The organism is Streptacidiphilus neutrinimicus (assembly GCF_000787815.1).
In the GTDB taxonomy this organism is placed as follows: Bacteria; Actinomycetota; Actinomycetes; order Streptomycetales; family Streptomycetaceae; genus Streptacidiphilus; species Streptacidiphilus neutrinimicus.
Window position 1 is genome coordinate 5,510 of record NZ_BBPO01000060.1, and the last position, 5,867, is coordinate 11,376.

General features: G+C 74.4%; 3 protein-coding genes and 1 pseudogene. 2 read left to right on the forward strand and 2 right to left on the reverse strand.

Going from position 1 to position 5,867, the window contains the following annotated elements; genetic code table 11:
* Together TR48_RS29165 and TR48_RS29170 are read left to right on the forward strand one after the other, a co-directional pair.
* Positions 1 to 669: pseudogene (locus TR48_RS29165) on the forward strand (hypothetical protein); the annotation flags it as partial.
* 16 nt (positions 670 to 685) lie between these two features.
* A complete protein-coding gene (locus TR48_RS29170; RefSeq protein WP_042372904.1) occupies positions 686 to 1,054 on the forward strand; it encodes a YbjQ family protein in 369 nt (122 codons plus the stop codon).
* A gap of 21 nt (positions 1,055 to 1,075) precedes the next feature.
* Here TR48_RS29170 and TR48_RS45900 read toward each other — a convergent pair whose 3' ends face one another.
* Positions 1,076 to 5,062: a SpoIIE family protein phosphatase gene (locus TR48_RS45900; RefSeq protein WP_236652381.1), complete on the reverse strand. Its 3,987-nt coding sequence runs from the start codon at positions 5,060 to 5,062 to the stop codon at positions 1,076 to 1,078.
* A 264-nt stretch (positions 5,063 to 5,326) separates the two neighbouring features.
* The gene (locus tag TR48_RS45905; RefSeq protein ID WP_236652382.1) at positions 5,327 to 5,650 is read right to left on the reverse strand and encodes a hypothetical protein; all 324 of its coding nucleotides are present in this window, start codon (positions 5,648 to 5,650) and stop codon (positions 5,327 to 5,329) included.
* Positions 5,651 to 5,867 lie beyond the last annotated feature (217 nt).

The following is a 5,867-nucleotide window of genomic DNA, read 5'->3' on the forward strand; positions in this document are numbered from 1 at the left end:
GGGGCCGGGGGCGCCCCCCGCCCCCCGCAGAGCGCCCCGCCGCTGGCGGAGGTGCTGCGGGCGGGCCGACGCCGCAGGCGCGCGCGCCGCGCGACGGCGGGCGCGGCGATGGCGGCGGCCGTGGCGGCGCTCTGCGTCTGGGTACCGCTGATCGGCGGCTCCGACCCCTCCTCCCGGGGCCCGGCCACGGCCGCCGGTCGCCCGACCCGTCTGCACCCCACAGCCTCCCCGTCCGCGGCCGCGCCCGGTCCGACGGTGCTGTCCATCGGCTCGGGGACGCTGGACGGGATCGGCTGGAGCGCCCAGGTCTCGGTGGACGAGAAGGACGTCTGCCAGCACCTGACGATCGGCGGCGCCCAGGTGGACGCCCCGGCGGGCTTCTGGACCGACTGCGTACCCACCCGCGAGGACCAACCGGACGGCGCCGCGGGCGTGCACATCGCCAAGGGGAGCGACCTGCGCCTGCTGACGGCGTTCGGCTCGGACTCGGTGGCCGGAGTGGTCGTCACCTTCACGGACGGCACCACCCGCCAGGGCGTCGCCGTCCGCCTGCCGCGCACGGCGACGGAGGCCACGGTCGTCCCGATCGCCCCGGGGCAACGGATCTCGGCCGTCGACGTCTACGACACGCGGGGCGCGCGTGTCGGCCGCCTTCTCGGCTACGCGTGAACCACACAATGGCGACATGACGGACATCTGCGACTACAGCGGCGGGCAGCACACGGCGGACGTCCTGGTCGTCACGACCAACGACGTCCCCGGCTTCCGGGTGGACAACATCCTCGGCGAGGTCTTCGGCCTGACGGTGCGTTCCCGCAACGTCGGCAGCCAGATCGGCGCGAGCCTCAAGTCCCTGGCCGGCGGCGAGCTGCGCGGCCTGACCAAGACCCTGGTGGCCAGCCGCAACCAGGCGATGGACCGGCTGGTCGAACAGGCCCGCGCCCGCGGCGCGAACGCCGTCCTGATGATGCGCTTCGACGTCTCCGACGCCGCGGGCGTCGGCACCGAGGTCTGCGCCTACGGCACCGCGGCCGTCATCAGCCCCGCCGCGTAGGGCCTGGTCCGGAGCGCCCGGCTACGGCGCGCCCTCGCCCGGGCCGGTGGTGCGGGGGCGGCCGGCGAAGGGGGCGCCCGCGCCCATGGGGATCTCCAGTTCCAGCCAGACCAGCTTGCCGTCCTGGGTGCCGCGGCTGCCCCAGCGGTAGGCGAGTTCGTTGATGAGATGCATCCCCCGGCCGCCCTCGTCGTCCGCGTCCGCGTGGCGGACGCGGGGCGCGCGGGCGTCCCTGTCGGCGACGGCGATGCTGAGGACGCGGTCGCGGATCAGCCGCAGCTGCGTCGGGTGTCCCGCGTGCAGCAGGGCGTTGCTGACGAGCTCGCTGACCAGCAGCTGCGCCACGTCCGTCAGGCTCGTCAGCTGCCAGGACGCCAGCGTCCTGCGCACGAAGCGGCGGGCCTGGCCCACCACCTCCGGGTCGTCGGAGAGGTCCAGGACGGCGATCCAGTCGGTGCGGCGCGGCAGGACGCGGGCCATGATGACGGCGATGTCGTCCTCGCTGTTGCCCGCGGCCAGGGCCGTGAGGACCGCGTCGCAGCGCTGCTCCAGCGAGTCGCGGTGCTCGGCGACGGTGTCCCGCAGCAGTTCCAGGCCCACGTCGAGGTCCCGGCCGCGGCGTTCGACCAGGCCGTCGGTGTAGAGGCAGAGCAGCGCCTCCCCGGGGAGGGTGAAAGTGACCGCCTCGAAGGGGACGCCGCCGACGCCCAACGGCGCGCCGGTCGGCAGGATCAGCAGTTGCGCGGCGCCGTCCGGCTCGACCAGGACCGGCGGGAGATGTCCGGCCGAGGCGACGACCACGCGGCCGTCCAGCGGGTCGAAGACGGCGCAGACGCAGGTGGCGAACTGGCCCTCGCCCATCGCGGCCGCGGTCTCGTCCAGACGGCGCAGCACCCGGTCGGGGGCGAGGTCCATGCCGATCAGCGTCCGGGCGGCGGTGCGGAGCTGGCCCATGCTGGCGGCGGCGCGCATGCCGTGGCCCATCACGTCGCCGACGACCAGGGCGACCCGGCCGCAGGAGAGCGGGATGACGTCGAACCAGTCGCCGCCGACCTCGCTGATGACGCTCGCGGGCAGGTAGCGGTAGGCGATGTCCAGGCCCGGAGTCGTGCGGATCTCCTGCGGCAGCAGGCTGTGCTGGAGCATCAGAGCGGTGTTGCGCTCGCGCCGGTACAGGCGGGCGTTGTCGATCGCGACCGCCGCGCGGGAGGTCAGCTCCTCGGCGAGCGCGACGTCGGCCTCGTCGAAGGCCAGGGGGTTGTGGCGCATCCGGATGAACTCCGCACCGCCCAGGACCTGACCGCGCGCCAGCAACGGCACCATCAGGTACGAGTGGAGGCCGGCCTCGAGGGCGGGCTCGACCCGGTCGATGTGCGCCGTGATCCGGTACATCGCCTCCTCGTCGACCTCCTCTATGAGGATCGACCGGCCGGTGCGCAGGCTCTCGGCGTAGACCGCGGCCGAACGGGACACCTGGCCGACCTGGTCGGCGGCGGAGCCGAGCGTCTGACCGGAGATCTCACCCACGGCCACGGCGCGCAGCAGCACCCGCCCGTCCTCCGGCATCAGCGGCTGGCCCTCCTCGGCGGTGCCGTCCTGGAACACGGCGTCGAGCAGGTCGACGGTGACGAAGTCGGCGAAGCGCGGCACCACCAGCTCGACGAGTTCCTCGGCGGTGCGCTGGAGGTCCAGCGTGGTGCCGATCTGGCTGCTGGCGTCGTTGAGCAGCGCGAGTCGTTCCTGCGCGGCCTGGGCCTCGACCAGGGCCTGCTCACGGGCGTTCGAGGCGTCCCGTTCGCGGGTGAACAGCCGGGCGTTGTCGATCGCGACGGCTGCGCGGGCGGCGAGCTCGCCGGCCAGGGCGAGGTCCTCCTGGTCGTAGGGGCGCTCGGTGACGGTCCGGTAGAAGCAGGCCACGCCGAGGGCCGCGCCGCGTGCGATCAGCGGCACGATCATGAACGAGCGCAGGGCCTCCTCCCGGACCGCCCTGGCCCGGAGCGGGTCGGCGTCGAACCAGCGCAGTGCCTGTTGGTCGAGCTCCGGCACGAGCACCGGTCGCCGGTGAGCCAGACACCAGGCGAAGGGCGTGGCGGGATGGAACCGGTGCACGCTGCCGATCGGCGCGACCGGCCGCGCGCCCACGCCCGGGGCGCTGTGGAAGCCGAGCCTGCGCAGCAGCGCGGAGCGGTCGGCTGGCCCGCGCGGCTCGATGGCTCCGTGGTCGTCCTGGGCGATGTCCTCCAGGATCTCCACGACGACGCTGTCGGCGAGCCCGGCGGCGGCGACCTCGGCCAACTCCTGGGCGGTGCGGTGCAGGTCCAGCGTGGTGCCGATGCGCGCGGACGCCTCGTTGACGAGCGCCAGCCGTCTCCGGTTGGCGTTCGCCTCCTGCAGGGCGAGCTGGCGGGCCAGCAGGGTCTGGTGCTCGCGCAGGTAGAGGCGGGCGTTGTCGATGGCGATGGCGGCCCGGGACGCCAACTCGTCGCCGAGGGTCACGTCCTCGTCCTCGAAGGCCTCCCGGCCGCGTCGGCGCAGGTAGACGACCATGCCCAGCACGGTGCCGCGGGCCACCAGCGGCGTGATCCGCACCGGCCCGGCCAGCCTGGCGTCCGCCGTGCCGTCATCCGCGTCGTCGGTGTCGTGCGGGTCGGCGTCCGTGCCGTGCACCGCGCCGAGAAGGGTGGTGAGCAGTCCGTTCGCCTGCTCGCCCGGGAGGGTGACGGTGCGCCCCGTGCCCATGGCGACGGCGTAACCGGAACGCGCCGGGACGGCCAGCACCTCGCCGCACTGCGCGCCCGCGTCCGAGGCGGCCCCGGTTTCCGCGTCGAGGCCCGCGACGGCGATGCGGCGGACGGACCTGGGCGCTCCGCCGGACCGCCCCGCCAAAGCGGCGTCCCGCTTCAGGCCCTGCTCCGGACCCTGCTCCGGACCCTGCTCCGGACCCTGCTCGCGGCCCGGCTCCGGGCCCTGCTCCGGGCCCTGCTCCGGCCCCTGCTCCGGATGTGCGGGGTACTCCGGGTGCGCGTCCCCTGCCCCGGCGACGACCAGGTGGTCCAGGACGAAGACCCCGGCCACGTCCGCGACCCGCGGCACCATCGTGTCGACCAGCTCCCGGGCGGTGCGGTCCAGCTCCAGGGTGGTGCCGATGCGCGCGCTCGCGTCGGAGAGGACCTCCAGCCGCTCGCGGGCCATCGCGGCGCGCTGCTCGGCGCGGAAGCGGGCCGTGACGTCCACGATGGTCGAGCTGACGCCGAGCACCCGCCCCGACGGCTCCTCCAGGCGGAAGTAGGACGCGGACCAGGCGCGCTCGTGGTCCGGGTCGCCGGGGGTGATGCCGTGCGAGCGGGCGTCGACCACCGGATCGCCCCCGGCCAGCACCCGCCGCATCACCGCCTCGATCTCCTCGGCGTTGAGCCCCGGCAGCACCTCGGTGACCCGGCGGCCCAGGTGCTCCTCGACCGGGACCCCGTTCATTCGCGCGAGGGCCTCGTTGAGACGCACGAAGCGCAGGTGCTCGTCGTAGACGGCCATGCCGACGGGCGCCTGGGTGAAGAAGCTGTCCAGCACCGCCAGGTCCGACTCCAGCCCGCGCAGCGACCGCACGTCGGAGGCGACGGCGAGCACCAACGGGTGACCGTTGGGGCCGTTCAGCGGATGGGTGCGGAACTCGAGGTTGACCATGTGGCCGTCGCGGTGCCGCACCGGGAAGACGCCGGACCAGTCCCGTCCCGCGACGATGGACGCGAACAGCGAGAGCACCTGCTCCCGGTTCTCGGGCGTGGCGAGCAGGTCCGCGGCGCGGCTGCCGATGGCCTCGGCGGGGCTGTACCCGAGCAGCGACTCGGCGTCGTCGCTCCAGTGCAGGATCGTTCCGTCGTCCAGAATCAGCGCGGTCGCTATCGGGATCGTCATCAGGCCGGTGGGGCGCGTCTCCACCCCGGCCGCGCCGCGACCGGGGATGAGCCCGCCGCCGCCCGGCTGCGGGCTGCCCTGCTCCTCGGATCGCATCGCCAGGTAACCGCCCAGAAGACAGCCGACCGCGTGCCCGCGCGTCGTGTGCGCCGGCTGCGCCGTGCAGCTCGCGCCGTGTGGGAACTTCCTCCCCATTCTTCCCGCCACATCCTGCCGCCGCGCGCCCAGCGCCCTCCGATCGGACGCCGCCCGTCCGGCCGGGGCCGGGACGGGTGGCGAGCGGCGCGCACGCCGATGCCCCGGGCCCTGCCGGGTCCCGGGGCATCGGCCGCCGTAGGGCCTGCGGTCTACGGCGCAGGGTCAGGCTGTGCCCGGGTGCCAGGGCGGCCACTCCCACGGCCGGTCGGCCCAGTGGACGAGCTCCGCGTCGTCGAGGTCGAGCTCCGGGTAGAGCTGGTGCACGCGCGGCACGAACTCCTCCCGGGCCAGCGGCTCGGTCTGACCGCCGCCCAGCCGCACCAACCGGTAACGGGTGTCGGACGCGTACGGCGCGATGTCGACGAGCGGCTGCTGTGCCGCGTGATGGAAGCTGCCGCCCTCACTGTCGACGACGTCCTCGGCGCGGACGCCGGGCGTGGCCGCCACGGGCTGGGCGGGCTTCTTGTGTCGTTGGAGCAGTTTCATCGTGTGTCCACCTCCGTGGTCACGACCCCGGCTGAGCTGTACGAACCTACCGCCGGACAACTCCACGGTACGCGCGGCGCGGCGGACGCGCGTAGTCGTGCGCGCGGCGGGGAAGTTCTGTGGGGTCATGCCAAGAACGGACACCGACGTCCCCGGAAGGACCCCTTGATGCCGTCCCTGTTCTCGCTCCCGCGCCGGACCCGTACCGCCGCCGCAC

Coding starts and splice junctions, on each gene's coding strand:
- TR48_RS29170 (WP_042372904.1), top strand. CDS start 686: ATGACGGACATCTGCGACTACAGCGGCGGGCAGCACACGGCGGACGTC.
- TR48_RS45900 (WP_236652381.1), bottom strand. CDS start 5,062: ATGCGATCCGAGGAGCAGGGCAGCCCGCAGCCGGGCGGCGGCGGGCTC.
- TR48_RS45905 (WP_236652382.1), bottom strand. CDS start 5,650: ATGAAACTGCTCCAACGACACAAGAAGCCCGCCCAGCCCGTGGCGGCC.